26 protein-coding genes are annotated in these 25402 nt (G+C 52.4%); 18 read left to right on the top strand and 8 right to left on the bottom strand.

Going from position 1 to position 25402, the window contains the following annotated elements; all coding sequences use genetic code 11:
• Positions 1 to 2 precede the first annotated feature (2 nt).
• The 4 genes from V3851_RS15595 to V3851_RS15580 all read left to right on the top strand — a co-directional run bounded on the left by V3851_RS15595 (position 3) and on the right by V3851_RS15580 (position 3526).
• Complete coding sequence (locus tag V3851_RS15595) at positions 3 to 557, top strand: hypothetical protein (protein ID WP_331847480.1); 555 nt, start codon at positions 3 to 5, stop codon at positions 555 to 557.
• The gene (locus V3851_RS15590) at positions 544 to 1533 is read left to right on the top strand and encodes a hypothetical protein (protein WP_331847479.1); all 990 of its coding nucleotides are present in this window, start codon (positions 544 to 546) and stop codon (positions 1531 to 1533) included. The genes V3851_RS15595 and V3851_RS15590 overlap by 14 nt, the downstream gene beginning before the upstream one ends.
• A gap of 145 nt (positions 1534 to 1678) precedes the next feature.
• Positions 1679 to 2710, top strand: a complete 1032-nt coding sequence (locus V3851_RS15585) for a thiazole biosynthesis adenylyltransferase ThiF (RefSeq protein ID WP_331847592.1) — start codon at positions 1679 to 1681, stop codon at positions 2708 to 2710.
• A gap of 141 nt (positions 2711 to 2851) precedes the next feature.
• Positions 2852 to 3526, top strand: a complete 675-nt coding sequence (locus tag V3851_RS15580) for a response regulator transcription factor (protein WP_331847478.1) — start codon at positions 2852 to 2854, stop codon at positions 3524 to 3526.
• Positions 3527 to 3621: 95 nt separating this feature from the next.
• Here the strand turns inward: V3851_RS15580 and V3851_RS15575 are convergent, their stop codons facing one another.
• The gene (locus V3851_RS15575; protein ID WP_331847477.1) at positions 3622 to 4128 is read right to left on the bottom strand and encodes a C40 family peptidase; all 507 of its coding nucleotides are present in this window, start codon (positions 4126 to 4128) and stop codon (positions 3622 to 3624) included.
• Positions 4129 to 4408: 280 nt separating this feature from the next.
• Complete coding sequence (locus tag V3851_RS15570; protein WP_331847476.1) at positions 4409 to 5050, bottom strand: thiamine diphosphokinase; 642 nt, start codon at positions 5048 to 5050, stop codon at positions 4409 to 4411.
• A gap of 132 nt (positions 5051 to 5182) precedes the next feature.
• Between V3851_RS15570 and V3851_RS15565 the strand changes: the two genes are divergently transcribed.
• Together V3851_RS15565 and V3851_RS15560 are read left to right on the top strand one after the other, a co-directional pair.
• The gene (locus V3851_RS15565) at positions 5183 to 5818 is read left to right on the top strand and encodes a trimeric intracellular cation channel family protein (protein WP_331847475.1); all 636 of its coding nucleotides are present in this window, start codon (positions 5183 to 5185) and stop codon (positions 5816 to 5818) included.
• A gap of 143 nt (positions 5819 to 5961) precedes the next feature.
• Positions 5962 to 7449 carry an IS1182 family transposase gene (locus V3851_RS15560; protein WP_331847474.1) on the top strand — a complete coding sequence of 496 codons (1488 nt, stop codon included), beginning with the start codon at positions 5962 to 5964 and terminating at the stop codon, positions 7447 to 7449.
• A gap of 118 nt (positions 7450 to 7567) precedes the next feature.
• On the opposite strand, the gene V3851_RS15555 is transcribed toward V3851_RS15560, so the two are convergent.
• The gene (locus tag V3851_RS15555) at positions 7568 to 8296 is read right to left on the bottom strand and encodes an alpha/beta hydrolase (RefSeq protein WP_331847473.1); all 729 of its coding nucleotides are present in this window, start codon (positions 8294 to 8296) and stop codon (positions 7568 to 7570) included.
• A gap of 255 nt (positions 8297 to 8551) precedes the next feature.
• Between V3851_RS15555 and pdhA the strand changes: the two genes are divergently transcribed.
• The 5 genes from pdhA to V3851_RS15530 all read left to right on the top strand — a co-directional run bounded on the left by pdhA (position 8552) and on the right by V3851_RS15530 (position 14289).
• Positions 8552 to 9619, top strand: a complete 1068-nt coding sequence (gene pdhA, locus V3851_RS15550) for a pyruvate dehydrogenase (acetyl-transferring) E1 component subunit alpha (RefSeq protein WP_331847472.1) — start codon at positions 8552 to 8554, stop codon at positions 9617 to 9619.
• A 35-nt stretch (positions 9620 to 9654) separates the two neighbouring features.
• A complete protein-coding gene (locus V3851_RS15545; protein WP_331847471.1) occupies positions 9655 to 10632 on the top strand; it encodes an alpha-ketoacid dehydrogenase subunit beta in 978 nt (325 codons plus the stop codon).
• Positions 10633 to 10672: 40 nt separating this feature from the next.
• Complete coding sequence (locus V3851_RS15540) at positions 10673 to 11983, top strand: dihydrolipoamide acetyltransferase family protein (RefSeq protein ID WP_331847470.1); 1311 nt, start codon at positions 10673 to 10675, stop codon at positions 11981 to 11983.
• A 6-nt stretch (positions 11984 to 11989) separates the two neighbouring features.
• Positions 11990 to 13405 carry a dihydrolipoyl dehydrogenase gene (gene lpdA / locus V3851_RS15535; protein ID WP_331847469.1) on the top strand — a complete coding sequence of 472 codons (1416 nt, stop codon included), beginning with the start codon at positions 11990 to 11992 and terminating at the stop codon, positions 13403 to 13405.
• 185 nt (positions 13406 to 13590) lie between these two features.
• Positions 13591 to 14289, top strand: coding sequence for a hypothetical protein (locus V3851_RS15530; RefSeq protein ID WP_331847468.1), 699 nt, complete (start codon positions 13591 to 13593; stop codon positions 14287 to 14289).
• Positions 14290 to 14357: 68 nt separating this feature from the next.
• Here V3851_RS15530 and V3851_RS15525 read toward each other — a convergent pair whose 3' ends face one another.
• Complete coding sequence (locus V3851_RS15525; RefSeq protein ID WP_331847467.1) at positions 14358 to 15536, bottom strand: GGDEF domain-containing protein; 1179 nt, start codon at positions 15534 to 15536, stop codon at positions 14358 to 14360.
• A 113-nt stretch (positions 15537 to 15649) separates the two neighbouring features.
• Between V3851_RS15525 and V3851_RS15520 the strand changes: the two genes are divergently transcribed.
• Entirely contained in the window at positions 15650 to 15997 is a 348-nt protein-coding gene (locus tag V3851_RS15520) for a cupin domain-containing protein (RefSeq protein WP_331847466.1), read from the top strand.
• A gap of 62 nt (positions 15998 to 16059) precedes the next feature.
• On the opposite strand, the gene V3851_RS15515 is transcribed toward V3851_RS15520, so the two are convergent.
• Complete coding sequence (locus V3851_RS15515) at positions 16060 to 18579, bottom strand: DsrE/DsrF/DrsH-like family protein (protein ID WP_331847465.1); 2520 nt, start codon at positions 18577 to 18579, stop codon at positions 16060 to 16062.
• Entirely contained in the window at positions 18576 to 18866 is a 291-nt protein-coding gene (locus V3851_RS15510; protein ID WP_331847464.1) for an ArsR/SmtB family transcription factor, read from the bottom strand. The genes V3851_RS15515 and V3851_RS15510 overlap by 4 nt, the downstream gene beginning before the upstream one ends.
• A 195-nt stretch (positions 18867 to 19061) precedes the next feature.
• On the opposite strand from V3851_RS15510, the gene V3851_RS15505 reads away from it, so the two are divergent.
• Positions 19062 to 19916, top strand: a complete 855-nt coding sequence (locus tag V3851_RS15505) for an undecaprenyl-diphosphate phosphatase (RefSeq protein ID WP_331847463.1) — start codon at positions 19062 to 19064, stop codon at positions 19914 to 19916.
• Between the two features lie 57 nt (positions 19917 to 19973).
• Here the strand turns inward: V3851_RS15505 and V3851_RS15500 are convergent, their stop codons facing one another.
• The gene (locus tag V3851_RS15500; protein WP_331847462.1) at positions 19974 to 20609 is read right to left on the bottom strand and encodes a LysE family translocator; all 636 of its coding nucleotides are present in this window, start codon (positions 20607 to 20609) and stop codon (positions 19974 to 19976) included.
• Between the two features lie 28 nt (positions 20610 to 20637).
• A complete protein-coding gene (locus tag V3851_RS15495; RefSeq protein WP_331847461.1) occupies positions 20638 to 21066 on the bottom strand; it encodes an Lrp/AsnC family transcriptional regulator in 429 nt (142 codons plus the stop codon).
• Between the two features lie 203 nt (positions 21067 to 21269).
• Here V3851_RS15495 and V3851_RS15490 point away from each other — a divergent pair, with 203 nt between their 5' ends.
• From V3851_RS15490 to V3851_RS15470, 5 genes are all read left to right on the top strand, one after another.
• Positions 21270 to 21731: a GNAT family N-acetyltransferase gene (locus V3851_RS15490; RefSeq protein WP_331847460.1), complete on the top strand. Its 462-nt coding sequence runs from the start codon at positions 21270 to 21272 to the stop codon at positions 21729 to 21731.
• A gap of 38 nt (positions 21732 to 21769) precedes the next feature.
• Positions 21770 to 22198, top strand: coding sequence for an NUDIX hydrolase (locus tag V3851_RS15485; protein WP_331847459.1), 429 nt, complete (start codon positions 21770 to 21772; stop codon positions 22196 to 22198).
• A gap of 124 nt (positions 22199 to 22322) precedes the next feature.
• Positions 22323 to 23117: a thymidylate synthase gene (gene thyA / locus V3851_RS15480; RefSeq protein WP_331847458.1), complete on the top strand. Its 795-nt coding sequence runs from the start codon at positions 22323 to 22325 to the stop codon at positions 23115 to 23117.
• A gap of 47 nt (positions 23118 to 23164) precedes the next feature.
• On the top strand, positions 23165 to 23665 hold the full coding sequence (locus V3851_RS15475; protein ID WP_331847457.1) for a dihydrofolate reductase: 501 nt from the start codon (positions 23165 to 23167) through the stop codon (positions 23663 to 23665).
• A gap of 138 nt (positions 23666 to 23803) precedes the next feature.
• On the top strand, positions 23804 to 25291 hold the full coding sequence (locus tag V3851_RS15470) for a glutamate synthase subunit beta (RefSeq protein ID WP_331847456.1): 1488 nt from the start codon (positions 23804 to 23806) through the stop codon (positions 25289 to 25291).
• Positions 25292 to 25402: the final 111 nt, after the last annotated feature.

Below are 25402 nucleotides of genomic sequence, written 5' to 3'. Positions count from 1 at the left end.
CATTGAGCAATGTATTGTCCCATATCACCGCGGCGTTGCTCGCAGTACTGCTGTTATTCTTGTTCCCGGCAATGCAATCTGCGCAGCGGGAGGAAGATTTTCGGGCGCTTGCGGCCTATAATTCGCTGATGCAGTTTACCGATGCCGTCAGAAACAAAGGGTATATTTCACCGGATATGTACGAGGATTTTGCTGGCGAATTAGAAGCCGCGGGTGCGGTATATGATATCGAATTGGAACACCGCCACAAGAAATACCACCCGGAGTACGATGATCCCGCCGATTCCGGGACCTTTAAGGGCGACTTTACTGTCGTTTACGACGCCTATTATACACAGGACATCCTTCCGGTGATCTTTCCCTCTTCATCCGCTGCAAGCGATCCCGGACTGCGGCGATATAAGCTGGAAGCGGGTGATTATTTGAAGGTGACCCTGGAACGCCGTTCGCGTTCCTCCTTTGACGTGTTCTCCGATGTTCTGTACGGGCTTACGCCCGGAAGCGGAATTACGCAGCATCTGTCTTACGGAGGGATGGTGCTGAATGAAGATTACTGATTGGGCGATTATCTTCGTACTGATCGCAGGTCCGTTGATCTGGATTTCCGGGTGGAACACGGAACAGGCCAAGGAAGCAAACCGCCTGCAAATCGAGTATACGGCGGCATTGAGAACGGCCGCCCAGGATTCCGGGGCCGCGCTTAACCTGAATGAGCTTCAGGCCAAAGAAACCGGTTACGGATCGGATAAATTTATGCGGGCCGACAAAGCGGAAGCGCTGAAGGCGCTTCTTAATACACTTGCGTTAAACTTCGGCATCGCCGACGACCCGCTCGCTTTGCGGACGTTCATGCTGTACATACCGGCGGTCGTCGTTGTCGATTATGACGGCTATTCCATATATGCATTGGTGGAAACGGCCGGGGAGGACGGGACTCCGCTGGTGGAACATCGCTGGCGCCCCAAAAAGCCGTACGTATATATGGATGGCGAGGGAAACAGCTTGTCATTCACCTTTGACAGCCGGATTACGGCCATCGACGGGATCACTGGAAGCGAGACTACCGGACTCCGCGAGGAATTGGCCGCTGGTTTACATATCCCGCTTCTGCAGGATGAAGCTGTCTTCGATCGGGTCAGGCGTTCGGTCATCGTGCGGAGCATCGAGGACGACCTTGCCGGGACGATCAACCGGCATAATACGTTGGCTCGGCGATTGGGCGTAAACTACACCTTTACATTACCGCTGATCCCCCAGGAAGAATGGAACAATACGATCGACGACACGGGAGTGCTGGTGTTTTTGCAGGGAATTCCCGTAGGCAACAGGTATTACAATAATTATGCGCTTGGAGGCGGCAGGCTGGTGAAGGGGCGGCCGGTTTACGGCGGGACAGACCCGTCCACGGGGATCAAATACACTTTCGGCGGAAATTGCGTCTGGACCGGAGAAGCGGAGGAAGTGTTCGCCAGCGCCAAAGATGCGGCGGCGGCCGGGTATTTTGAGAAGTCATGCCTGCAGACAACCCCGTGAAATCAGTTAAGGTTACCCGTAAGGCCGTTACCTATGAACGTTCAATATCATTTTGGCCATGGAGGTTACTTAAGCCGTCCCTCTATGCTAAAATTAACTCTTGAATGTTCAGCTAGGAGCTGTCGAAAGGATCGTGAGTCACAAGATGAATGCGAATCAAAACCGTTATTCCCGCCAGCAGCTGTTTGCGCCGATCGGCCCGGAAGGCCAGAAAAAGCTGGCGGAATCGGCGGTCCTGATTATCGGCGCGGGCGCCTTGGGCACGGGGATCGCGGAGACGCTGGCCAGGGCGGGGGTCGGGCGTTTGATCCTTGCGGACCGTGATTATGTGGAATGGAGCAATTTGCAGCGTCAGCAATTGTATACGGAAGCGGACGCGCTAAACCGGATGCCGAAGGCCGCGGCGGCCGGAAAACGGCTTGCGGAGATCAACAGCGAGATAGAAATCGAGACGCATATTATGGATGTGACACATGAAGAAATCGAAGGGCTGGTTCAGGGAGTACAGTTGGTGCTTGATGCGACCGACAATTTCGATACCCGGCTCCTGATTAACGATATATCGCAAAAATACGGGATTCCCTGGATTTATGGCGGATGCGTCGGCAGTTACGGCATGACGTTTACGATCCTGCCGGGGGAAACCCCCTGTTTGAACTGCCTGCTCGGCACCATCCCGCTTGGCGGCGACACTTGCGATACCGTCGGGGTCATTCCGCCGGCCGTGCAGCTCGTCGTCGCTCATCAAACCACGGAGGCACTGAAGCTGCTCACCGGCCATCCGGAGGCGCTGCGGGGAACACTGCTGACGTTTGATGTATGGCGCAACGAACAGAGTTCGGTTAAGGTAGGTGCGGCGAAACGGAACGATTGCCTCTCTTGCGGAGAGCAGCGGACATATCCGTTCTTGTCCGCGGCGCATAACCGCAAATCGGAAGTGCTATGCGGGCGTGATACCGTCCAGATCAGACCCGCCGCAAAACGCAAACTGAATCTGGCGGAAATCGCCCAAAAGCTGCGGCGGCTTGAGGAGGGCCGGGTGGAGGTTAATCCGTTCCTGCTGTCCTTCTCGCTCGGGGAGAATCGGCTTGTCTTATTCGAAGACGGAAGAGCGCTGGTTCACGGAACGAAAGACACGGCGGAGGCCAAAGCGATTTACGACAGATACTTGGGATAAACCGCAAACGGTACTATTCGAAAGTCATTTAAGACAAGGCAAACCTTTTCGCAGGTGTTTTTGCGGAATGGTTTGCTTTTATTTTGACCATCTTAATTAGTACGATAGTTCAGAAGCTGGAGCAAGAGGCGGGAAGTGGATATGGACAGCGTATTGCTGATACAAGAAGATCCGGCTGCGGGCTTGAGCCGGAGTATGGAATTGGAGCAGGCCGGGTTCGAAGTGACCCTGAACGGGGAGACAGACAATATCGGGGAAGCGCTGTCCCGGGAAATGCCCGGGATTCTGATCCTGATGGTCAAGGCGACCGGCCGGGGCTATTATGAACAGTTGGAGCGAATGGGGAAGGACCTTTCCTTTCCGGTGATGGTCTTGCTGGAGGAATGGAGCACCGATGAAGCGGTGGAGGCGCTGGAGGCCGGGGTCAATGAAGTGGTCGACGCTTCCGTGCCCCTGCGCGAACTCGCGGCCCGGATCGTCAGTTTAACCTCGCTGTACCGGCGGTTTTCCGACGGTTATATTAACGACCTGCAATATGAGGACCTCCGCATGGAAATCAAGGGCCGTAAAGCCTTCCGTGGCGATGAGGCGATAAAGCTCACGCCCAAGGAATTCGACTTGCTGCGATATTTAATGAAAAGAGCGGAGCAGGTTTGCCAACGCGAGGCGATTTTGCAGGAGGTATGGGGATACGATTTTTCCACCGGAACGAATGTGGTCGACGTGTATATCCGCCATCTGCGCAAAAAGATCGATAAGGGGAGATCGCGCAAATTAATTCATACTGTCCGCGGAACAGGTTACATGATCAGATAGCCGGTAGGGTATATAAAAAATAACCCGATAGAGAGGCTATCGGGTTTTATATCAGGTATGAGGTTGAATAAGTGAATAAGACGTAAGTTTAGATACTAAAGTACGCGACGGGCTTTCAGATAAGTTCTTTTCCAGTTGCCGGAGTTCAGATTGGAGATCGTTACGCCCGGTTTGCCGTAGGTGTGCATAATTTTACCATTACCGATGTAAACCGCCACATGCGTTACATTTTTGCCGTTTGCCCGGCTGCCGCTGGAGAAGAACACCAGGTCGCCGGCTTTCAGATTCGATTTGGATACGGCTTTGCCGACTTTCGATTGCGCGGCGGAAGTACGCGGAAGCGATACGCCGTATTTCCCGAAAATACGTTTCATAAAGGAAGAGCAATCAAATACTCTTGTTGTCGAAGTAGATGCGCCGAATTTATAAGGGGTACCCATAAAAGTTTTACCGTAGTTTATGATTTGGGATGCCTTCGATGTGGCCACGCTTTCTGCAGTTTGGGCCGGTGCAGCTCCAACACCGCTGGCCAGCAGGGTGCTGAATCCGATAGTCGATGCTATACCTACCGTCAATACTTTTTGGAATAGTTGCGTTCTCATGTTGTTTATACCTCCAAAGTTATTGTTTTAGTTGACCGGTTCGATATGAAGTATAACAGCTTTTTAACTGCCTAAATTATGGCAGACTGGGTCTAGAGCCTTGTCCCGCAACGGATTAAGGTCGATTATTAAAATACAATTAAAGTTTACAAAAAAGTAAGAACTTCAAATTTCAAGTGCAAAAAAACATGAAAAAACCCTTGATTTTTCAAGGGTTTTTTCATGTTTAATAGCGCAACCAAAATCGTAACAAATGGTTACAATATTGTTTTATTTACGATTAATCTTTGCTCTGAATAATAAGCAGAAGTCCGCTCTCAATCCGGATGGTGCCTCGCTTGCCCTTCAGCCGGTTGCTCACCCCGAGCGACTGGCCCATCTTTAAGGTGGCGTCGTCGAGCGGATACATGAATCCTTCGAGATGAATACCGGTGACTTCCGTCGTTAGCGGAAGCAGGGATACGTAGGTGTACCCGCGATCTTCGATCTCGCAACTCGTGCCGGTAAGCGTAACATAGTTGTTGGTGTCCCAGATCACACTGTTGATTTGGTGCTGCATTCCCCGCAGCATCATCTGGATGTTCGCCAGCGTATGGTCCAGCCGGGAGCCGAGAACCCCGATCATCACGATTTCGCCGGCATGCCGTTCGATCGCCAGGTCGAAAGCCAGCTCGGTGTCGGTCAAATCTTTGTTTACCGCGTCGCATGCGATTATTTCTTTACTATTGTTTTTAATGCTGTCCAATTCCTCTTGGGTCACGGAATCGAAATCACCGACCGAAATATCCGGACGAATTCCATGCTCTACCAGGAACAAGGCTCCGCGATCCGCGCCGATAATCATATCGTCCTGCCGGATGTCCTCCAAGAAGGCGGGATCGATTTTACCGCCGGCAAAGATAAGCACTCGATTCGCTTCCATGCAAAAACTCCCTTTCTATTCAATAAGCCCGCATATTACCAGTATAGTTTAGTTTTAAGGCTTGCACAATTGAGCGGCCCGGGAATACAATGGACAAGGATATCAGGGGAGAGAGGGCAGGGAAGAGATAAAATGCATTTGTTCGATATCTTTAGCATTATCGGCACCATCGCCTTTGCGATGTCGGGGGCGTTTGTCGCGATGGAGGAAGAGTACGATATCCTGGGGGTTCTCGTGCTGGGCCTGGTCACGGCATTCGGCGGGGGGATTATCCGCAATGTGTTGATCGGCGTGCCGGTTACGACGCTGTGGTCGCAAGGCGATTTGATTGCGCTCGCGATATTTTCCGTGATCGTAGCCTTTGTTCTGCCGATGTCCTGGATTCACCATTGGAAACGGACGGAGGCGCTTTTTGACGCCATCGGCTTGTCGGCCTTCGCCATCCAGGGAGCGCTCTACGCGAGCGATATGAAGCACCCGATCAGCGCGATCGTTGTGGCGGCCGTGTTGACAGGCATCGGCGGCGGAATTATTCGCGACTTGCTGGCCGGGCGGAAACCGCTTGTGCTGCGGGACGAAATTTACGCCGTGTGGGCGATACTCGCCGGTCTGGCCATCGGGGTAGGCCTATTCAAGTCAACGCTAGGGCTGCTGCTGCTGTTCGTCTTTGTCGTATTCTTCCGGATGCTGTCCGTACATTATAAATGGAAGCTTCCGAGCCGCTCGCTCCAAACGGGCAAAATAGAGACAAAATCCGAAAATCTGTAAAAAAGGGCTGTCCTGACGGAGATCACTGAAAAACGGTTACAGAATATGTAAGTGAGACTGATGAGCAATCATCAGTCTTTTTTGTCCCGTGCATTCATCGATTCACCGCGGTAATCTGATATAATATTGTAGAGGTGAATTTCGTGTTAGAACTGAACAAACAACAAACGCTCTCCTTTCATAGTGAACTCTATAAATTGATCCCTCAAGATCACCTTCTTATTCGCATTCATCAACTGATCGATTTCTCCTTCATTCTTGATTTCGTCCAAGGTCATTACAATCTCTTTTACGGACGTCGTGCGAAAGATCCTGAGATGTTATTCCGACTGATCTTTATTCAAAAGCTGTACAACCTCTCTGATGAGAGGGTCATTGAGGAGACGAAAGTGAATCTGGCGTATAAGTGGTTTGTTGGTCTAAATCCGGAAGACCCTTTGCCCGATCCTTCTCTGCTTTCTCTTTTTCGTGTTCATAAGATTGGAGCAGGCGAAGTGGAGAACCTGCTGACTGAGGTGGTCAAGCAGTGTGTGGCAAAAGGACTCATTAAGTCCTCGGCTGTGCTCATTGATGCAACTCATACGCACTCCAAATATGAGGCTTCAAAACCGCTACAAGTTCTCAAACAAGCGGCTAACCGTTTGCAGCGAGCAGTAAAAAAGCACAATAGCAAACTGCTGAAGCAACTACCCAAGATGCCTGAGTTCGAAGGAGAGATCAGGGAACAGGAAAAACAAGCACTCGCTTACCTCGCTCATCTGGGAGAGACTGTTGAAGAACTGCTCCCCGATGCAGAAGGCCAAGTACAATCTCGACTTGAGGAAACAAAGAAGATTGTGAGCGATGAGCGTCTGTTGGCTTGGAAAGGCGTTCAGTCAGCGATTGATCCAGATGCCCGATTCGGCTGGAAAAGCGCCACAACTTCATTTTTTGGCTACAAAGAGAGCATAGCGATGACCGAGGATGGCATTATAACGGCGATAAAAGTGGAGCCGGGCAATGTGAGTGATCCCAAGGCATTTCCAGAATTAATGAAACACACGAGCGAAACAGGACTGGTTGTAGAAGAAGTACTTGCGGACAAGGCTTATGGCAGTTTTACAAACCTGAAATTGCTTGAAAGGGATGGCATTACGCCAACGATTCAACTAAACGAAATGATGCTCTATGGACATCAGGACGAGCACCGGGATAAGTTCGTTTACCATAAAGACAGCGAGACCGTGGAATGTCCAGCGGGGCAACACAGTATTCGAAAAGCCAAGATGGGTCCAAAGGACGGCAATGAGTGCCAACGGTTGACCTTCTTCTTTGACGTGGAGAAATGCAAAGACTGTCCATTGCAAGAGGGCTGCTACAAGCCAGGAGCCAAATCCAAGACCTATTCCGTTCCGATTATACCGGAGTTTAAACAAAAAGCGGTAGAGTACCACAACTCCGAAGCGTTCAAGCAGCGATACCGAATGCGGTACAAAATTGAACAAAAGAACCATGAGCTCAAAAACCATCATGGCCTGGCAAATTCACAGTATAGCCGAGGTCTAATTGGCATGCGCATACAAGCGGTTCTGACGGCCATTGTTGTAAATGCGAAACGGATGGTGAAATTAGCATCCCCCAAAATGGCTTAGAAAGGAGTCTTCTTTTCTTTCTAAAGAGAAAAAAGTCGTTGTTCTGTTACTCGCGGCAACAAAACAACGACTTTTTCAGTGCTCTCCCTGACGGGCAGCCTTTTTTCGTGTGTCGTTTTCACTTCAAGAAATGGATGAGCGCATCCGGCAATTCCTGCTGCCAGAAGCCCCAAAGATGCTTCCCGTCTTTTTCGAAATATTCGACCTTGGCTCCGCGTTCTTCAAGCAGTTCCTTGGCACGACGGTTCAGCTCCACAAAATTGTACGTGCCCGTATCGGTCGTGTAGTTTTGCTCCTGCAAACCGACGACCATATAGAGGGAAAGACGGGACAAGTCCGCTTCCGTGGCGATCAATTTGAGGGACGGCTCGTAAAAAGCGCCTGACAGGCTGATGATTTTGGAAAACAGTTCGGGATTTTTCATAGCCAGATGGAGCGAAAACGATCCCCCGAGCGAATCCCCGGCCAAAATACGCTCGTCCGGCTCGCTCCGAACCGGATAATTGCGTTCCACAAAGGGTATAATTTCTTCAGTAATAGAGGCGCAGTACGCCTCAAACCGATTGCCGAAAGGAGCGTATTCTTCCGTCCGGACCGACGTGTCGACCTCAATGCCGACGATAATGAAAGGTTCGATCCCTTCGTCCAGAATCAGCCGGTTACTGTGGGTGGCAATCCGTCCGAAATTAAAAAATTCTTCCCCGTCCTGACAGTACACGACAGGATAACTTAGAATTTCGTTGTAGCCGGGGGGGAGATAGATGCGCAGTTTTCGTTTTTCTCCAAGGCTGTTGCATTCGACTTCCTCTTTAATAATCGTCCGTTTCAAATAGCGCGAGTCGGTCATGCTGGGCACGCTCCTTATCGTTCTGTTTTTTGCTTTTACTCCTGTTTAAATGGTAGGATAACCCTTGGAGGAGTAAACGCATACACTTCCAATACGCAAAACTGTTACATAATCAAGTTTCGACTGTTATACAAACATGTGATAAAAAATTTGGTCAAATCAGCGCAATTCCTTTGACTTAATGACTGAAACAGATGTATAATAATTCTATAACAGCGGAACATGATAATCAAATTTTTTGTCGAGGTGAAGAAAATGAGCAAAGTTCCTTATGAAGTATATACGGAGGAAGTCGAGGCTCTGTCCGTACTTTCGCCGGACGGTGAAATTGTAAACAAAGATAAAGTCCCGAACCTGACTGATGATCAATTGAAAGAATTAATGTACCGTATGGTATTTACCCGTACTTGGGATGAACGCGCCATTAACCTGGGCCGCCAAGGCCGCCTTGGATTCTATGCTCCGGTCTCCGGGCAGGAAGCAACAATGGTCGGCAGTGAGTTCGCGCTGGACAAGAACGATTTCGTTTGCCCGGGTTACCGCGATATGCCGCAGCTCGTATGGCACGGCCTTCCGCTTTATCAAGCTTTCCTGTATTCCCGCGGTCATCAACACGGCGGCGAAATTCCTGAAGGCGTCAACGTACTTATGCCGCAAATCATTATCGGCGCGCAAGTTCTCCATGCCATGGGAATTGCGATGGGCTTTAAATTGAAGAAACAAAAACAAGTGGCCATTACTTACACCGGGGACGGCGGTTCCTCCGAAGGCGATTTCTACGAAGCGCTGAACTATGCCGGAGCTTTTAAACTTCCGGTCATCTTCTTCGTGCAAAATAACGGCTATGCCATCACGACTCCGTTCGCGAAGCAAACGGCTGCGCTGTCCATCGCGCACAAATCGGTCGCTGCCGGTATCCGCGGCGTGAAGATCGACGGCATGGACGTGTTCGCGGTCATCAGCGCGGTGCAAGAAGCCGCGGAACGCGCACGCAACGGCGAAGGCGCTACTTTGATCGAAGCGGTAACTTACCGGTTCCGTCCGCATTCCTTGTCCGACGATACGAGCAAATACCGGACCAAGGAAGAAGAAGGACAATGGAGCGAAAAGGATCCGATTGCCCGTCTTGCGAAATATCTCGAGAAGAAAGGGCTTTGGAGCGACGAAGATACCGCACGCGTCAAGGAAGAAGCCAAAGCGAAAGTGAACGAGCAAATCAAGAAGGCTGAACAAACCGAGAAAATGACGATTCCCGGCCTGATTGACAGCATGTTTGAACAAACGCCTAAACATTTGGAAGAACAAAAAGCCGATTTTAAATAAGCCTTGAGACGTTCTAAAGAGGAGGATATGAAGCAATGGCACAAATGAATATGAAAGAAGCAATTCGCGATGCGATGCGCGTTGAGTTGAATCGGGATCCGAACGTTTTGATTTTCGGGGAAGACGTAGGTCATGTCGGCGGTGTATTCCGCGTGACGGAAGGTTTGCAGAAAGAATTCGGCGAGGAGCGCGTGTTCGATACGCCGCTGGCCGAGTCCGCTATCGGCGGTATGGCGGTAGGTTTGGGGATTCAAGGATTCCGTCCGATCGCCGAAATCCAGTTTGTCGGTTTTATCTTTGAAGCGCTCGATCAAATTCTCGTGCAAGCCGCACGGATGCGTTACCGTTCCGGCGGCCGCTATCATGCGCCGATCGTGTTCCGTACTCCTTACGGCGGCGGCGTAAAGGCAGCCGAGCTGCATACCGACGCCCTGGAAGGTTTGATTGCGCAAACTCCGGGTATTAAACTGGTAATCCCTTCGAATCCGTACGACGCCAAGGGCCTGTTGATCTCCGCGATCCGCGACAACGACCCGGTGTTCTTTATGGAGCATCTTAACTTGTACCATGCGTTCCGTGCGGAAGTGCCGGAAGGCGAATATACGGTAGAACTCGGCAAAGCCAATGTCGTCCGCGAAGGTTCAGACGTGACGATCATCGCTTACGGCATGATGGTCCACACTGCGGTGAAAGCGGCTGATGAGCTTGAGAAGAAAGGCGTCAAAGCCGAAGTCATCGATCTGCGCACCCTGGTACCGCTGGATATCGACACGATCCTTGCTTCGGTCAAGAAGACCAACCGTGCGATTGTTGTGCAGGAAGCGCAAAAATCCGCGGGCATGGCTGCTGAAATCATCGCTCAAATCAATGAAAAAGCAATCCTGCATTTGGAAGCTCCGGTGCTTCGCATCACGCCTCCGGATACCGTTTATCCGTTCGCGCAAATCGAGGATCAATGGCTTCCTACGCCGGCCCGCATCATTGAGGGCGTAAACAAAGTTCTCGAATTTTAATCTTAACGTTAATCCATATTGAAAACAGGAGGTCTTCCAGGTGGCAAAATTTGAATATCGCTTCCCAGAGCTGGGCGAAGGTTTGCATGAAGGCGAAATTATCAAAATGCATATCAAAGCCGGCGACAAAGTTACAGACGAAGATATCGTAATGGAGGTACAAAACGACAAGGCGGTCGTTGAGGTGCCATGTCCGGTAAACGGTACGGTGCTTGAAGTGTTCGGTACCGACGGCGCCGTGTTCCGCGTAGGCCAAGTGGTGGCCGTCATCGACGCGGAAGGCGACATTCCGGAGCAAGAATCCGCGCCTGAAGCGGCTCATGCGCAAGAAGCGGACGCAGCTCAAGGCGGAGCCGAAACGAAGGATTCCCCAGCGGCTGCGAGCCCGGCCGATGCCAAAGAAGGCGGCGCGGCGGCTCCGGCAGCTCCGAACCGTGAAGTACTGGCTACGCCAAGCGTGCGTAAATTCGCCCGCGAGCAAGGCATCGATATTGCCCAAGTGAACGGAACAGGCAAAGCCGGCAAAATCACCCGCGAGGACGTCGAAGCATTCAAGAACGGCGGCGCGGCAGCGGCTCCGGCGGCGGCGGCAGGCGAGAAGGCCGCAGCGGCAGCTCCGGCGGCAGCGGCTTCCGCAGCAAGCGTGCACGCGGAAGAAGAACGCGTACCGTTCAAGGGAATCCGCAAAGCGATTTCCAATGCGATGGTGAAATCGGCTTACACCGCTCCTCATGTAACGATCATGGACGAAGTCGACGTTACCGATCTGGTGGACTTCCGTACGCGGATGAAACCAATCGCCGAGAAGAAAGGCATCAAAGTCACTTACTTGCCGTTCATCGTTAAAGCGCTCGTGGCCGCTTCCCGTCAATTCCCGGCGCTTAACGCATCGATCGACGAGGAAAACAACGAAATTGTATACAAGAAGCATTATGATATCGGGATTGCCACCGATACGGACAACGGCTTGATCGTTCCTGTCGTCAAGGACGCCGACCGCAAGAGCATCTGGATGATCGCCGAAACGATCAACGATCTGGCTGTCCGCGGACGCGAAGGCAAGCTGTCTGCGGCCGAAATGAAAGGCAGCACGATTTCGATCTCGAACATCGGCTCCGCCGGCGGCATGTTCTTTACGCCGATCATTAACTACCCTGAAGTTGCGATCCTGGGAACAGGCCGCATTAGCCAAAAACCGGTTGTGAAAAACGGCGAAGTCGTTGTCGCTCCGGTCATGGCCCTGTCGCTCAGCTTCGACCACCGTCTCATCGACGGCGCGACGGCTCAAAACTTCATGAACTATATCAAACAGCTGCTCGGCAATCCTGAGCTGCTCGTTATGGAGGTGTAATACAACATGGTAGTAGGAGACGCTTCTCTGGATATTGATACATTGGTTGTAGGTGCCGGTCCCGGCGGATATGTGGCGGCCATTCGTGCCGCCCAACTGGGCCAAAAAGTAGTCATCGTGGACAAATCGGAACTCGGCGGCGTGTGCTTGAACCGCGGCTGTATTCCTTCGAAAGCCCTGATCTCGGCGGCACATGCTTACGAGAACGCACAGCATGCCGATGCTTTCGGCGTAACCGCTGAAAACGTGAAGGTCGATTTCACGAAAACCCAAGAATTCAAAAGCGGTGTCGTGAAAAAAATGACCCAAGGCGTTACCGGCCTGCTCAAAGGTAACAAAGTGGAAGTGTTCAGCGGTGAAGTAATGTTCATCAACGAAAACGAAGCCCGCGCCTTCAACGAACATGAATCGCCGCGCTACCGCTTCAAACATTGCATTCTGGCCACCGGCTCCCGTCCGATCGAGCTGAAGCCGTTCCCGTTCGGCGGACGCATCCTGTCCTCGACGGAAGCGCTGGAGCTGCAAGAAATTCCAAGCAGCCTGATCGTTATCGGCGGCGGCTACATCGGCGCCGAGCTGGGTCAAATGTTCTCGAAATTCGGTACGAAAGTAACAATTATCGAAGGCATGGACACCGTGCTTCCTGGCTTTGACAAAGACATGACCCGTCTTGTGGCGAAGAGCATGGAAAAAACCGGCATCGAAATCGTAACCAACGCCAAAGCGGAAAGCGCAGAGCAAACCGACAAGAGCGTTACGGTGAAATATTCCGTAAATGGCGAAAGCAAGGAAGTTACGGCCGATTACCTGCTCGTAACGGTAGGCCGTCGCCCGAACACCGACGGCGACCTCGGCCTGGATCTGGCCGGCGTTGAACTGACCGACCGCGGTCTCGTTAAAGTCGACCACCAAGGCCGTACCAGCAACCCGAACATCTTCGCCATCGGCGATATCGTAGCGGGCCCTGCGCTGGCCCACAAAGCTTCTTACGAAGGCAAAGTGGCCGCAGAGGTTATCTCCGGACTTCCTTCCGTAGTGGACTACAAAGCGATCCCGGCCGTTGTCTTCACCGATCCGGAATGCTCGAGCGTAGGCTACACGGAAAAAGAAGCGAAGGAAAAAGGCTTCAACGTCAAAGCCGGCAAGTTCCCGTTCGCGGGCAACGGCCGCGCGACTTCGCTGAACCAGCCTGACGGCTTCATCAAGATCGTGGCTAATGCCGACAACAATGTCGTGCTTGGCGCGCAAATCGTCGGCATCGAAGCGTCCAACCTGATCGCCGAGCTCGGCCTCGCGATCGAAATGGGCGCAACACTGGAAGACATCTCGCTGACGATCCACGCTCACCCGACGCTGGGCGAAATCGTGATGGAAACGGCTGAACTCGTGGAAGGCCATCCGATTCACGTCATCTCCCGTTAATTCTTGATTTCTCACTTCCGTACCGGTCATGCCGGTACGGAAATTCTCCTAAGCATTGACAGGGCAAGGCCACTTTATCGGCCTTGCCTTTTTTTTATAAAATGACAAAAAAATCATCTCCCCGGGCCATGAGGCTGGTACAATAGTGCTAACGACACTACGGATCGAGGGGAAGGACGCGGGGAATGGGCAAACAATCCGGATGGAAGGCGTTAGGAATCATTCTATTGTTGGTCGCAGGGACTTTGTTGCACGGGTCGGTACAAGCCGAACCCAATAACTCTGATAAGACAACCCTGGATACGGAGACACTCATTTACGAACAGGTAGCCGATTGGATCACCCGGCAAGGACTGGAGGAAGTGAAAGAGCTTTACCTCGAAGCGTTATCGTATGTTGAAGTCCAGCTTGATGAGGACGCGGAGCTCGAAGTGATTGCCGGAATCGACGGCGGGGTGCATTTGGGCCGTTTTTTTATTTTCGATCAGACCTCTAACGGAGCTTTCACATTGGTGGCTGAGAGGGATTGGAAGGTCGAAGAGCTGGATCCCGGGATGGAGAAGGACGTAGAACTTAAAAAGGTGTTCGAGACGGTGGAGCGCACGGGCGGCACCGGAATTGACGTATATTACGCCCATTTGTGGTACTTGGAGAACGGGGAAATGAAGGAGGCCTGGCAGGGGACGTTGAAGATGAGGAACGCCATGCTTCCGGGAGAGCATTCTTTATTGGCCGGCGGGTATCAAGTCATAGAAAATACCCTGTACAGTTGGGAGACGATCACCAAGCTGGCTGACGATGATGAGACCCCCTTGGCCGGGCCGGAAACAATGTTGAAAGTATACCGTTTTGACGGAAGCAAATTTGCGGAAAACGATAACTAGTGAATGAAAAGGACAACCGCTCGGTTGTCCTTTTCATATGATCCGGTGCATGTCGTGACTGATGTTATTTACGCTATTCGAATTTTGTTTCTGCCCGCTTCTTTGGCTTTATATAACGCCTGATCAGCCGATTCATACATCGTTTTCCGGCTCTGGCATTTGGGGGAATAGAAGGCCAGTCCGGCGGATATCGTCAGCATGAGCGGCTCTGAATTTTCGGCGGTTGTAAAGGGGTGGGCCTCGATTTTTTCCCTTAGCCGCTCTGCCTCCTCGATCACGGATTGTCTGTTTTTATGCGGAATCAATATGGTGAATTCTTCTCCCCCGTTGCGGGATACGACTGCTTTAAAGCTTTTAAAATGGCCTTTTAGCAGCCCGGCAAGCTCGGTAAGTACGCGGTCTCCCGAAGGATGTCCATAGGTATCATTGATGCTCTTAAAATGATCCAAATCCACGATTATGAGCGCGAGCCCGCTCTTTCGGCGTTCGGTATCGGATATCATCTTGGGGAAAATATAATCAAAATATCTGACATTATAAAGCCCTGTCAGGCTATCCGTAAGTGCGTTCTGTTTCAGTCTTTTCATGGAGTCATTTGCGTTGTACATATACATGATAAAAAAGCCGATTAAAGATGCGCCCGTCAACTCGATCGCGGTGCGGACGAATGTCGAGGACAAATCGCCGTTTTGCATCATGAACAGATATATTTGATAGAGCACATTGAGAAGCAGCCAGATTTTCCATTTCTTCCACGGCAGCAACCAAAAGGCGATCACGACAAGGACCGTAAAACCCATTAGACCCAGCATATGAAAATTGAACAACGGGCTTCCTTCAAGAGAGGTGGGGCCAAATCCGATGGAGCCGGGATCCGGCGGGGGAGCGAAATCGCCTCCATTACTTCTGCCGTGCGGCCGGCCAAACCGGTTTGGCAGATCCGGCACTTCATCCATAAGCCATTGAATCACACTCTGAAATGAGGAGGCCGTAAAGGCGGCAATGCCTCCCCCGAACACCGCGGCTGTAATGAATGTGGTTCCGCCCATGAATATGGAGGTGTGCGTACCGGGCAAGTTGATCGGAAATTGGTAATAAATATATTGAACAAGACCGAATCCGATCCCGAGGACTAATTGCTTGGCGATATTGGATTTCCAATGTTCGCAATACTTGAAGTATAATTGATAGAACAAAAACATGGTCAAAAAGATCATGGATACATTTAAAAAAATGGTTTGAATCATGACTTACCCCCGATGTCGGATACTACCCTCTTATTTATATCGTCCATAGATAATGACAAAATAAGATATGTTTCGACAAAATTCGTCAATTTTCACTGGAAGGGAAAATTTACATGATCAATAAGATAAGCAAAAAGAACGCGGGGCATTATATTTGGGGCGGAAGCTGCGACGGCTGGCGGCTGGTGGATGAAGCGGAACGCAGCATTATTCATGAACGGATGCCGGCCGGTATGCAAGAAAGCAGACATGTTCACAGGCGGTCCAGGCAGTTCTTCTTCGTACTGTCCGGTACGATGAATATCGAAATCGACGGAACGGAACATATACTGCGGGAACAGGAAGGGATTGACGTACCGGCGGATATTCCGCATCAGGTATTTAACAAATCCGCGAACGACCTGGAATTTCTGGTGATTTCGCAGCCCAATACCAAAGGGGACAGATTTCCGGCGGAATAAAAAAGCAAGCTCATCGGCGATGATCATCGCTGGAGTGAGCTTGCTTTTTTGTTTCAGGTAAGTTAAATAAACAGATTAATGCCGGATTGGTCCGCTTTGCCGAGGTAGTAGCCAACCCCGCCGATTTTGACGCCGTCGATCAGCTCTTCCCGCTTGATGCCCATCACATCCATCGACATTTGGCAGGCGACGAGCTCGACGCCTTGCGCCAGGGCGCTTTGCATCAATTCCTCCAGCGAAGCGATGTTGCCTTGCTTCATGACGCCGCGGATCATTTTCGCGCCCATTCCCATCATGTTCATTTTGGACAGGGACAGCTTGCGGCTGCCGCGCGGCATCATGGCGCCGAACATTTTGCCGATGAAGCTCTTCGGCACATCCACTTTCTCGGGTTTACGGATGACGTTCAGCCCCCAGAAGGTAAAGAACATCGTGACCTTTTTGCCGCTGGCCGCCGCGCCGTTCGCTATGATGAACGAAGCGATCGCTTTATCCAGATCCCCGCTGAAGACGACCATGGAGGTGCCTTCGGGAGTTTCTGCCTGAACTGTGGGGCGGGAAGGGGAGGAGGATTGCGTTCCCGCACCTTTACTTAGATATGCCTCGATGATTCCGTCATCCCGTTTGCCGACCTTTAGCATCGAATTTTTCGACATTGTCGCCCAGGCTTGCACATCTTCATAAAAGCCCGGGTCCGAGGCGGTCACGCGCAAAATTTGCCCCTTCCCAAGCCCGTCCATGGCCTGCTTGACCTGAATCAGCGGGCCGGGGCAGCAGAGGCCGCAGGCATCCAACTCGCTATCTGCCCGCAGCTCTGCGGGCTCAGGCATCGGGGAGGCGGAGGTCGCGGCGGTTTCCCGGGCGGCAATGTTGTTCAAGGCTGTCGCCGCCGTGGATACCGCGCCGTCACTACCGCCTTGTACTTGCCTTTGACCGGGCCGGTACTTCGCCATTTGGTACGTTTTGTACCCGCCCGTCAGATTGCGGACGCGGATTCCTTTTTGCTGCAATATTCTTGTGGCCGTGTATCCGCGCAGCCCGACCTGACAGTAGACCCAAATCTCCTTGGCGGGGTCCAGTTCGGACAGCCGTGAGCGCAGCTCATCAACCGGGATGTTCAAGGAGTCCGGGATATGGCCGTTCACATGCTCGATTTCCGACCGGACGTCGACGAGGACGGTCGTTTGCGCGTCACGCGCCTCCAGGTCTTTCGGAACAAACACGGCGGTCCGTCCGGTCAGCACGTTCTCCGCCGTATACCCGGCCATATTCACGGGATCTTTCGCCGAGGAGTAGGGAGGGGCATAGGCCAGCTCCAGCTCGGTGAGATCGGTTACCGTACCGCGGAACCGGATCGTCGTTGCGATATCGTCGATGCGTTTGTCCACGCCGTCAAAGCCCACAGCCTGGGCGCCGAGTACCGTACCTTCTTCATCAAACAGCAGTTTGATGGTCAAAGGCGTGGCGCCGGGATAATATGAGGCATGAGAATTAGGGTGAACGTACGTGACATGATACGGCTTGCCGAGACGCTGCAGCGTTTTTTCGTTGTTCCCCGTGGCCGCTCCGGTCATACCGAACACCTTGATGATCGACGTTCCCAGGGCGCCCTTGTAGGTCGTTCCGAGGCCGCACACATTGTCCGCCGCAATCCGGCCTTGCTTGTTCGCGGGTCCGGCCAGCGGTACAGCCACCTTATTACCGTTGACGTAATCCCGGATTTCGATGGCATCGCCTGCGGCATATATCCCGCTTTGGCTCGTTTCCAGCCGATCGTTGACCACGATATGCCCTTTGGGCGTAAGCTCGATGCCGCTGCCGCGCAGAAACGCCGTATCGGGCGCCACGCCAATGGCTAGAATCACCATTTCCGCAGAAAGGGTCACTCCGGCGGAAGTTTGCACCCCGATCAAATCGCTTTGGTCGGCGAACCCTTGTACACTTTGCGATACAAGCAGGTTTACGCCGCGATCCTCGAGCTCCTTCGCCAGCACACCGGCCATTTCGGGATCGAAAGGAGCGAGAATTTGCGGACCGCCTTCGATCAAGGTAACGGCAAGGCCAAGCTCGCGCAAATTTTCCGCCATCTCCACGCCGATGAACCCGCCGCCGATCACGATGGCCGACGAAATGCGGTCTTCAGTCACCCGCTGCTTGATCCGGTCCGTGTCCGCGATGTTCCGCAAGCTGAGAATTTTCGGATTGTCGATGCCCGGCAGGTTCGGACGGATCGGTTTGGCTCCGGGCGACAAAATGACCGCGTCATAAGTTTCCTCATACTCGCCGCGCTCTTGACTGCGGACGGTCACCGTTTTGGTTGCGGGATTGATTCCTGTTACTTCACTATGGATGCGAATATCGATATTAAAACGCTTATACATCGCTTCCGGCGTCTGTACCAGCAGCTTCGACCGGTCTTTGATTCGGTCCCCGATATAGTAGGGGAGGCCGCAGTTGGCGAAAGAGATATACGAATCGCGCTCGAACATAATGATCTGCGCATCTTCATCCAGACGCCGGAGCCTTGCCGCCGCGGACGCGCCTCCGGCTACGCCGCCGACAATAATAACCTTTTTACTCATGATGTTTCTCCCTCCAGAAGCACGGTTATCAGCCGTTTGATTTTTTCATTGGCGATGCGATAGTTGACCTCAAGCCCGCTCCGCTCGGCGACCACGATGCCCATGCCGCGCAGTTTCTGCAGGTGCTGGGATACGGTCGATTGCGGCAGGTCCAAACATTCCTGCATATAAGAAACATTGCATTCCCGTTTTTGCATCAGTCCCCGGACAATGCATAACCTGACGGGGTGGGCGAGCGCCTTTAATATTTCAGCCGCTTCTTCATAAGCCTTGAAATTGTTGTCCAACGAAAATCCTCCTTTACTCAAATCTTAATATCGCAATATTACGATATAACGATAAAAATGTCAAAGGCTTGCTTTTCATAAAACCGGGACAACCGCATACTTATTAGTTGATTTCATGTACAAGGAACTGTTAAAGTTATTAAGTGCAAAAATTGAAGTTTGGAAGTTTGATGGGGAAAAGGAGAGCTTGTTGGCATGGAAACGATTTTTTCAATCATTAAGTCGATCATCCTCGGGATTGTCGAGGGGATTACCGAATTTTTGCCGGTCTCTTCCACCGGCCACCTTGTTATTTTTGAAAATTTATTGGGCTTTAGCGGAACGACTCCGTCTTATGTAGAGATGTATACTTATGTGATTCAGCTTGGGGCGATTCTGGCCGTAATCGTACTGTATTGGAAAAAAATCAAGGACACGCTGATCAACTTTTTTCCGCAAAAAGTCGGGTTTGAGCGTTCGGGCTTTCGCTTTTGGCTGATGCTGGCGATCGCCTGCATTCCGGGCGGCGTGTTCGGGATTCTGCTGAACGATTGGTCGGATGAGCATTTATTCTCGCCCGTCGTCGTGGCGTTTACGCTCTTTTTCGGCGGTCTGTGGATGCTGTATGCCGAGAAGAAATTCCGCAACAACGGCCTCGGCAACAGTGGAGACGAACTGAGCGTCACGGTGAAGCAGGCGCTGATTATCGGTTCGTTCCAAGTGTTAGCCATTATCCCGGGTATGTCGCGGTCGGCTTCGACGATTATCGGCGGCTGGGTTGCCGGTCTGAACACGGTAGCTGCGGCGGAGTTTTCGTTCTTCCTGGCGATTCCGGTTATGGTGGGCATGAGCGGGCTGAAAATTTTGAAGATCGGCGGCTTTTCTACGATGACGTCCGTCGAACTGATTTCGCTGGCGGTCGGCTTTATCGTTTCTTTCGTGGTCGCGCTCGCCGTCATCAGCAGGTTTATCGCCTATTTGCAAAAGAAACCGATGAAAGTGTTCGTCTATTACCGGATGATATTCGCGGTGATCGTGTTGATCGCCGGGATCGCCGGATTGTTCCACTAAAAACCGAGAAGCCCCGCGCCTTGAGAGCGCGGGGCTTTTCTATTGTGTTTATGCAGGCTATATCAGAATACTTAGGGCTGAATAGAGACTCCAGACGCCGAATCCGAGCAAAATCAATCCGGAGACGATATCGACCGCCCGCAGGGCGGCCGGGGTCAGCATTGCTATGCGGAACAGGCTGACGGCGGTCGACAAAAATAACCACCAAATGGCCGAACCCAGCAAAACGCCGGCGGTAAACATTGCGGCGCTCCCGAAGGATCCCGTAAGCGACGGCCCGCCGATGCCGGCTGCAAGCGAGGCAAAAGAAAGAATCGTCATCGGGTTGGTAAGCGTGAGCAGGAATGTGGAGGCAAAGGTGGTAAGCCTCGGACCGGTTTCGGCCTCATGGGCAGGGGGCGGCGATGAAGGTTTGCGGTGGATCACGTTATAACCGAGCCAGCAAATGGCGACTCCTCCGATGACACGGATTAATCCGTCGTACCGGATCAGGAAGGAAGCGATGGCGGTGATTCCGAAAGCCGCCACGGCCGCATAACATGCATCCGCCGCCGCGGCTCCCAGGCCGGCCGCAAGGCCGGAGCGCCTGCCCTTGGCGAGCGTGGTCCGGATGCAGAGCATCCCGATGGGGCCCACGGGAGCGGCCACGGCGATGCCGGTCAGAATGCTTTGAAACAAAATGAAAAGGCTCATGGGCAATTTCTCCTTTACGACGACAGGGTTATTCCTCTTTGACCGTCGACAATACGATCGTCGTTTTTGTTTTCACGACGCCCGGCCATTGTTTGATATCCGAGATAAATTGCTCCAGGGCGGGCATATCCGGAACTCCTATTTTCACCAGGTAATCGTAATCTCCGGCAAGGTGATGGCATTCCAGGACGGAACTTTCTCTTAGTACCTGTTTCTTAAACCCTGCGATATGCTCTGGCCGCTCCAAAATGACGGAGATGAAGGCGAGCAGCCGTTGGCCCGCCGCTTCGCGGTTTAACCTTACGGTAAATTTCTCGATAACGCCTTTCTCCTCCAGTTTGCGGATTCTTTCCGTCACGGAAGGGACGGACAAATGAATGTCCTTGCCGATGTCCGAACTTGTCATGCGTCCGTTTCGCTTCAGCAGCTCGATGATTTTCAGATCAATGGCATCCATAGGGCATTACTCCTTTCCGGCTGTTCGCAACATGTTTTCTATCTAGATTATAAACTCGCGTTTAAATATTTTGGTGATTTTATTTAAATTCATAAATTATTAAACAGAAAGATTGAAATAGGTTAAAATTATTAAATTGCCTTTGCTTATTTAGCCGAATAGCTTAAATTATTTAGAGGTGATGATGAAAAGAAAGGGGTTAAATGATGCATTCATCGGTACATATTCGCCCGGCTTCGTTCGCGGACCTGGGTCAGGTTTCCTCCTTATTTGATCAATACCGGGTATATTACGGTCAAGCCAGCGATCCGGCCGGGGCGAAGCAATTTTTGTTTGATTTGATGGAGCGCCGGGAATCCGTCATTTATTTAGCTATAGATAGCGAGCGGGAGAACGTCGTCGGATTCGCCCAAATGTATCCTGTGTTTTCTTCGCTCTCCATGCGAAGGGTCTGGATTTTGAACGATCTGTTTGTAGCGGGGGATCTCCGCGGTCAAGGAATCGGACGAAGGCTGCTGGCTGCTGTTACCGAATATGCCGCGCTAACGAAGGCGAAAGGCATTCAATTGGAAACCGGCGTCGAAAACAAAGGAGCGCAAAAGCTGTATGAGCGCCTGGGCTTTGTCCGGGACGATGAATTCTATCATTACTTTCTGAATTTATAGATTAGTATAATAATCCACTGTAAAGGATGGGCCTGGCTATGAAAAGAATCGATATCGTCTACGCGCTGATCGTCAATTCCGACAAGACAAAGGTGTTGATGGTGCAAAACCGGGACAACCTCGACACCTGGACGCTGCCGGGCGGTACGGTCGAAGAAGGAGAAACGCTGACCGAGGCGCTGATCCGCGAGGTGAAAGAAGAAGCGGGCGTCGATATCGCAGTCTATGGCGTGCTCGCGGTAAATGAAATGGTCGTGCCGGACAGAGGCGAGCATTATGTACTGCTGACGTTTCGGGCGGAGATTACCGGCGGCAGGGAGGCGACGAACATCCCGGAGGAAATCTCCGCGGTATCCTGGGTGGAACTGGCGCAGGGAGACCGTTTGATGCCGTATTATGAGGACGGGATCAGCGGACTGGTGAAGAGAGGACAGGAAATCCCGTACCTTGATGAAGGCAAGGAGTAGCTTTTTTTGCGGAGAAATCATGAAGAGAGAAAAGTTCTTTTTGAATGATCGGCCGTACAATCCTTGGGCTTATTTTGCTATAATAGTCTAGATATCAGAATAATGATTCGGGGTGTGAAGATAAATGCGCAACTATTTGGATTTGCTGCAGGATATACTGGACAATGGGACGCCGAAGGAAGACCGTACGGGCACGGGGACGATCTCCGTGTTCGGAAGACAGTTGCGGTACGATCTTAGCAAGGGTTTTCCGCTGGTGACCACGAAACGGATTCATTTGAAATCGGTGATTCACGAGCTGCTTTGGTTCCTAAGCGGGGAAACGAATATCGCTTATCTCAAAGAGCACGGCGTCCGCATCTGGGACGAATGGGCGGACGAGAACGGTGAACTCGGGCCGGTCTACGGATCGCAGTGGCGGGCCTGGGAGGCGCCGGACGGCCGCCATATCGACCAAATCGCGGGGGTGATTGAGTCGATCAAGAAAAATCCCGATTCCCGCCGGCATCTGGTCAACGCCTGGAATGTGGCCGAGATCGATAATATGAAGCTGCCGCCTTGCCATTTCGCGTTTCAGTTCTATGTGGCGAACGGCAAGCTGTCCTGCATGCTGACGATGCGGTCGGTGGATACATTCCTCGGGCTGCCGTTCAACATCGCCAGCTATTCGCTGCTTACACATATGGTGGCCCAGCAATGCGGGCTTGAAGTGGGCGAATTTATTTGGTCCGGCGGGGATGTGCATATTTACTCCAACCATCTGGAGCAGGTGAAAACGCAGCTTCAGCGCGAGCCTTATCCGCTGCCGAAGCTGATCATCAAGCGGAAGCCGGAAACGATTTTCGATTACGTCTATGAAGACTTTGAATTTGAAGGCTACCAGTATCATCCGACCATCAAGGCGCCGATTGCGGTCTAATGGACCAAGCGATGTCTTACGGAGAATGAAAAAAGGGGCGAATATGGATGGGAATCACGCTGATTTGGGCGATGGCTCGCGGCGGCGTCATCGGCAAGGATAACAAGCTGCCGTGGCGGCTGCCGGCCGATTTGAAATTTTTCAAGGAGCAGACGACCGGCAAAACGATGCTGATGGGCCGCAAAACATGGGAGTCGATGGGCTCGCGGCCGCTGCCGAACCGGCGGAGCGTCGTCCTGACGGCCGATCACGCTTATGCGGCGGAAGGGGCCGAAATCGTTCATTCCGTGGAGGAAGGTCTTAAGTATGCGGAGCAGGGAGAGCTGATGGTCATCGGAGGCTCGGGAGTGTTTCGGCACTTTTTGCCTTTCGCCGACCGTCTGCTCGTCACCCGGATCGACGAAGATATCGAGGGGGATGTTTTCTTCCCGCATTTCGACTGGTCCGAATTTGAACTGGTGACGGAAAAACAGGGGATTCGTGATGAGAAGAATCCTTATGATTACCGCTTTTTGACTTATAACCGCCGCCGCTTTGCTGCGCAATAGTGCAAATTATCATATCATTAATCCATTAATAACGAATCTCCCGGATGCTAACATCAAGATACACTGAAATGTGAGGCTTTTAATAATATAGATATATTATTAGAAAGCTTTGCTTTAAACGGATGGGGGAAGTTATACATGTCTACACCAATGGGGTTTATGGAATATAACCGCCAGCTTCCGGCGGACCGGAGCCCGTCCGAGCGCGTACGGGATTGGCAGGAATTTCACAAGCATATGTCGGACGAAGAATTGCGGACACAGGGCGCCCGCTGTATGGATTGCGGCACGCCGTACTGTCATACCGGATTGGATATGGTGGGCGGGACTTCCGGATGCCCGGTGCACAATCTGATTCCGGAATGGAACAACCTGGTGTATCGCGGACTTTGGAAGGAAGCGCTGGACCGCTTGCACAAAACGAACAATTTCCCGGAATTTACCGGGCGGATTTGTCCGGCGCCGTGCGAAGGATCCTGTACGGTCGGTCTGATCGGACAGCCCGTCACGATCAAGACGATCGAGCAAGCGATCATCGATAAAGGCTTTGAAGAGGGCTGGGTCGTTCCCGAACCGCCGGAGCAGCGGACCGGCCGGAGAGTCGCCGTCGTCGGCTCGGGCCCGGCGGGACTCGCCTGCGCCGCGCAGCTCAACAAGGCCGGTCACGAAGTGACCGTGTTTGAACGGTCCGACCGGATCGGCGGCCTGCTCATGTACGGGATTCCGTCGATGAAGCTCGACAAGGCCGTCGTGCAGCGGCGGGTCGATCTGCTCGCCGCGGAAGGGATCAAATTCGTGACGAATACGGAGATCGGCAAGGATATTCCCGCGCAGCAGCTGGTCGACGAATTCGATGCCGTCGTACTTTGCGGCGGGGCGACCAAGCCGCGCGAGTTCAACATTGAAGGCAGCGGCCTGAAAGGCGTTCACTACGCGATGCCGTTCCTGAACGGAACGATCAAGAGCTACCTGGATTCCGGGCTGAAGGACGGACAGTACCTGTCGGCGGAAGGCAAGGACGTGATCGTCATCGGCGGCGGCGATACCGGTTCGGACTGCGTGGCTACCGCGCTCCGCCACGGCTGCCGCAGCGTTACCCAATTCGGCACGCACGCGATGGCGCCGCTGGAACGCGACACGATCAACAATCCTTGGCCGCAGTTCCCGAACGTATACACGCTCGACTATGCGCAGGAGGAAGCCAAGGCGCTGTTCGGCAGCGATCCGCGGGAGTTCTCGATCATGACGACGAAATTCGTCGGCGATGAAGAGGGCAATCTGAAGGAGCTGCACACCGTGCAAATTCAACGGATCGTCGACGAGACCGGCCGGAAAATTTATCAGCCGATTCCCGGAACGGAGCGCGTCTTTCCGGCGCAGATGGCGCTCGTCGCCATCGGTTTCGACGGACCGGAGCAAGGGGTTATCGGCGAGCTGGGCCTTGAAACCGACCGCCGCTCCAATGTGAAAGCCCGTTACGGCAAATTCAATACGAACGTGGATAAAGTGTTTGCCGCCGGGGATATGCGCCGCGGGCAAAGTCTGGTCGTCTGGGCCATCAACGAAGGACGGGAAGCGGCCAAGGAAGTCGATAAATATTTGATGGGGGCCACGGTGCTGGCATAGCCTGCGAAGAACGGTTCGCATGTGCAACCAACGGATTATTCAGAACCCGCCAAAAATATGATATAATAGTTTTCAGCTACAGGGCTGCGCGGAGCGCGGCCCTTTTTAATC

The organism is Paenibacillus haidiansis (genome assembly GCF_036553665.1).
Lineage (GTDB): Bacteria > Bacillota > Bacilli > Paenibacillales > Paenibacillaceae > Fontibacillus > Fontibacillus haidiansis.
The sequence above is the reverse complement of the archived record's forward strand: the minus strand, read 5'-3'. Positions and strand labels throughout refer to the sequence as shown.

Excerpts from the sequence above, each read along its gene's own strand:
- V3851_RS15545 (WP_331847471.1), top strand. The coding sequence starts at position 9,655 with ATGGCACAAATGAATATGAAAGAAGCAATTCGCGATGCGATGCGCGTT.
- lpdA (WP_331847469.1), top strand. The coding sequence starts at position 11,990 with ATGGTAGTAGGAGACGCTTCTCTGGATATTGATACATTGGTTGTAGGT.
- V3851_RS15500 (WP_331847462.1), bottom strand. The coding sequence starts at position 20,609 with ATGAGCCTTTTCATTTTGTTTCAAAGCATTCTGACCGGCATCGCCGTG.
- V3851_RS15470 (WP_331847456.1), top strand. The coding sequence starts at position 23,804 with ATGTCTACACCAATGGGGTTTATGGAATATAACCGCCAGCTTCCGGCG.
- V3851_RS15490 (WP_331847460.1), top strand. The coding sequence starts at position 21,270 with ATGATGCATTCATCGGTACATATTCGCCCGGCTTCGTTCGCGGACCTG.
- V3851_RS15485 (WP_331847459.1), top strand. The coding sequence starts at position 21,770 with ATGAAAAGAATCGATATCGTCTACGCGCTGATCGTCAATTCCGACAAG.
- V3851_RS15515 (WP_331847465.1), bottom strand. The coding sequence starts at position 18,579 with ATGAGTAAAAAGGTTATTATTGTCGGCGGCGTAGCCGGAGGCGCGTCC.
- V3851_RS15530 (WP_331847468.1), top strand. The coding sequence starts at position 13,591 with ATGGGCAAACAATCCGGATGGAAGGCGTTAGGAATCATTCTATTGTTG.
- V3851_RS15570 (WP_331847476.1), bottom strand. The coding sequence starts at position 5,050 with ATGGAAGCGAATCGAGTGCTTATCTTTGCCGGCGGTAAAATCGATCCC.
- thyA (WP_331847458.1), top strand. The coding sequence starts at position 22,323 with ATGCGCAACTATTTGGATTTGCTGCAGGATATACTGGACAATGGGACG.
- V3851_RS15505 (WP_331847463.1), top strand. The coding sequence starts at position 19,062 with ATGGAAACGATTTTTTCAATCATTAAGTCGATCATCCTCGGGATTGTC.
- V3851_RS15580 (WP_331847478.1), top strand. The coding sequence starts at position 2,852 with ATGGACAGCGTATTGCTGATACAAGAAGATCCGGCTGCGGGCTTGAGC.
- pdhA (WP_331847472.1), top strand. The coding sequence starts at position 8,552 with ATGAGCAAAGTTCCTTATGAAGTATATACGGAGGAAGTCGAGGCTCTG.
- V3851_RS15475 (WP_331847457.1), top strand. The coding sequence starts at position 23,165 with ATGGGAATCACGCTGATTTGGGCGATGGCTCGCGGCGGCGTCATCGGC.
- V3851_RS15555 (WP_331847473.1), bottom strand. The coding sequence starts at position 8,296 with ATGACCGACTCGCGCTATTTGAAACGGACGATTATTAAAGAGGAAGTC.
- V3851_RS15495 (WP_331847461.1), bottom strand. The coding sequence starts at position 21,066 with ATGGATGCCATTGATCTGAAAATCATCGAGCTGCTGAAGCGAAACGGA.
- V3851_RS15520 (WP_331847466.1), top strand. The coding sequence starts at position 15,650 with ATGATCAATAAGATAAGCAAAAAGAACGCGGGGCATTATATTTGGGGC.
- V3851_RS15590 (WP_331847479.1), top strand. The coding sequence starts at position 544 with ATGAAGATTACTGATTGGGCGATTATCTTCGTACTGATCGCAGGTCCG.
- V3851_RS15575 (WP_331847477.1), bottom strand. The coding sequence starts at position 4,128 with ATGAGAACGCAACTATTCCAAAAAGTATTGACGGTAGGTATAGCATCG.
- V3851_RS15585 (WP_331847592.1), top strand. The coding sequence starts at position 1,679 with ATGAATGCGAATCAAAACCGTTATTCCCGCCAGCAGCTGTTTGCGCCG.
- V3851_RS15565 (WP_331847475.1), top strand. The coding sequence starts at position 5,183 with ATGCATTTGTTCGATATCTTTAGCATTATCGGCACCATCGCCTTTGCG.
- V3851_RS15525 (WP_331847467.1), bottom strand. The coding sequence starts at position 15,536 with ATGATTCAAACCATTTTTTTAAATGTATCCATGATCTTTTTGACCATG.